We start from the raw sequence: 2,874 nt of genomic DNA on the forward strand, positions 1-2,874 counted from the left end.
TGCTTGAAAGAGCAGGTGGAGTTACATATGTTACAGAAATATCTGCATCAGTACCAAGTACAGCTAACCTTTCTTCATATATACAAATAGTTTTAGAAAAATCAACTTTAAGAAAGCTTATAAGAGCTTCTAATGAAATAATAGAAGAGAGTTATAATAAGCAAGGTGAAGTTGAAGGAGTTTTAGATAAAGCAGAGAAAAGAATATTCGATATTTCTGAGAAGAGAACAACAAATGATTTTGAATCATTAGGAACAGTTCTTGAAAGAGGATTTATTGAAATTGAAAGATTATATAATAATAAAGGTGAAGTTACAGGAGTAAGTTCAGGCTTTAAAGATTTAGACGATAAAACATCAGGATTCCAAAAAGGAGATATGATACTTGTTGCAGCAAGACCTTCAATGGGAAAAACAACATTTACCTTAAATATAGCAGAGTATGCTGCACTTAGAGAAGGTAAGAGTGTAGTTATATTTTCTCTAGAGATGTCAAAAGAGCAGCTTGCATATAAATTATTATGCTCAGAGGCTAATATAGATATGCTTAAACTTAGAACAGGTAATCTAGAACCAGATGATTGGGATAGAATAGCAAGAGCAACAGGACCATTATCTAAGGCTAAAATGTATATAGATGATACAGCTGGGGTTACTGTAATGGAAATGAGATCTAAATGTAGAAGACTTAAAATGGAGTATGGTATAGATTTAATTATGATAGACTATCTTCAACTTATGTCAGGTTCATCAGGTTCAGATAATAGACAACAAGAGGTATCAGAAATATCAAGATCTATAAAAGCATTAGCAAAGGAAATGGAATGTCCTGTAATAGCATTATCACAGTTATCCCGTGCCCCAGAGCAAAGAGCAGACCATAGACCAATGCTTTCTGACCTTAGGGAATCAGGTTCAATAGAGCAGGATGCCGATGTTGTTATGTTTTTATATAGAGATGAGTATTATAATAAAGACACAGAAGAAAAAAATACTGGTGAGTGTATAATAGCAAAACAAAGAAACGGCCCAGTTGGAACAGTGAAACTTGCATGGCTTGGGCAATACAGTAAATTTGCTAATTATGAAGCAATACATCAAGAATAATAAATAAGATTATAGAATTATCTAGAAGAGTATATGCTTCTAGATAATTTTTTATAGAAATTTTGATTTTAAGGAGGAAATTATAATGAGTAAAAAGATTGGATTTATTGGTTGTGGAAATATGGGAGGCGCTATGCTTGGAGGATTAGTTAAAAAGAATTTTACTGATTCTAAGGATATTTTTGTTTCAACTAAAAGAAAAGAATCAAGAATACGATTAGAAAAAGAGTATGGTGTAATTGGAGCAGAAAGTATCGATGTAGCAAAAAATGCAGATGTAATAATACTTGCAGTTAAACCTTATATGTATAAAGAAGTTATAGAAGAGGTAAAAGAAGAATTAAAAGGAAAGCTTATTATAAGTATTGCAGCTGGAGTAAATATGGCTGATTTAGAAGAATGGGTAGGTGTAGATGAAAAAATAGTTAAAACTATGCCAAATACACCAGCACTTGTAGGCGAAGGAATGTCTGCAATATGTCCAAATGAAAATGTTAAAGAAGAGGATTTAGAATTTGTATGTGAGATGTTTGGTGTGTTTGGAAAGTACGAAGTATTAGCTGAAAAAGATTTTCATGCATTTATAGGACTTTGTGGTTCATCTCCTGCATATGTATTTATGATTATTGAAGCTATGGCAGATGGAGCTGTTAATTTAGGAATTCCTAGAGATAAAGCATATAAAATGGCAGCACAAAGTCTTTTAGGTTCAGCTAAAATGGTATTAGAAACAGGAAAACATCCAGGGGAATTAAAAGATATGGTATGTTCTCCAGGAGGAACAACAATAGAGGCAGTAGCAGACTTAGAGAGAAATGGAATAAGAAATACTATGATTAGTGCAATAAAAACGTGTGCAGAAAAATCAAAAAATATGTAGTTATCTTGTTGACAAAGTTTGAAAAATAAATTATAATAAAAATAAGTTAATGATAATCAATATCAATTATATATTAAATTGATTATTAGAAGAAAAAACACACAATGAATACAAACACATGAACAAGACTCCTCTTAATTTATAATTAAGACAAAACTCTAGAGATTCACAGCCTCTAGAGTTTTTTATTTGGTAAAAATTTTTTATATACGAATATTTATTTTGAAAAAATAAAAAACATTCGAATTTTCATTGACCTACAACATTCATTTTGATACTATTGTGTATGGGAGAGATAAATCCAAATAGGTTTATATTTAGAATTATTGTAAATAATAATAATATAAACTACTCCATGAAAAATAAAGGAAGATTATTTAATTAGTCTGAAGGAGGATTATAATGTCAGCATTTATAGTATTAGGAGCCCAATGGGGAGATGAAGGAAAAGGAAAAATGACAGACTACTTAGCAGAGGATGCAGATGTAGTTGTTAGATTCCAAGGTGGTAATAACGCAGGTCATACTGTAGTAGTAGGAGATAAGGAATATAAGCTTCACTTAATACCATCAGGAATATTATATGATGACAAAGTTAACGTTATAGGAAATGGTGTTGTTGTAGACCCTAAAGCGTTATTTGATGAGATAGAATATTTAGAAGGTGTTGGAGTAAAAGTTACACCAGAAAAATTAATAGTTAGTGATAGAGCGCAACTTATAATGCCTTACCATAAGACATTAGATATATTAAAAGAAAAAGCTAGAGGAAAAAATGACATAGGAACTACAGGAAAAGGAATAGGTCCTTGTTATACAGATAAATATGAAAGATGCGGATTAAGAGTTTGTGATCTTATGCATCCAGCAGTTTTTGAAGAAAAATTA

Annotated in this window: 3 protein-coding genes; all 3 read left to right on the forward strand. The window is 31.0% G+C overall.

Annotated features, from left to right (window positions below; genetic code table 11):
- The coding region (locus ACRDDY_RS03095; protein ID WP_438563503.1) for a replicative DNA helicase at positions 1-1,106 on the forward strand (1,106 nt) is incomplete at its 5' end.
- 85 nt (positions 1,107-1,191) lie between these two features.
- Positions 1,192-1,986, forward strand: a complete 795-nt coding sequence (proC, locus tag ACRDDY_RS03100) for a pyrroline-5-carboxylate reductase (protein ID WP_438563504.1) — start codon at positions 1,192-1,194, stop codon at positions 1,984-1,986.
- A gap of 402 nt (positions 1,987-2,388) precedes the next feature.
- Positions 2,389-2,874 (forward strand): adenylosuccinate synthetase (locus ACRDDY_RS03105; RefSeq protein WP_438563505.1); only part of this gene is annotated, 486 nt, incomplete at its 3' end.

Origin of the sequence: Clostridium sp. (assembly GCF_051656525.1) — a bacterium.
Lineage (GTDB): Bacteria > Bacillota > Clostridia > Clostridiales > Clostridiaceae > Clostridium.

Bases quoted from the DNA above. Each gene is read 5' to 3' on its own strand.
- proC (WP_438563504.1), top strand. From the start codon at position 1,192: ATGAGTAAAAAGATTGGATTTATTGGTTGTGGAAATATGGGAGGCGCT.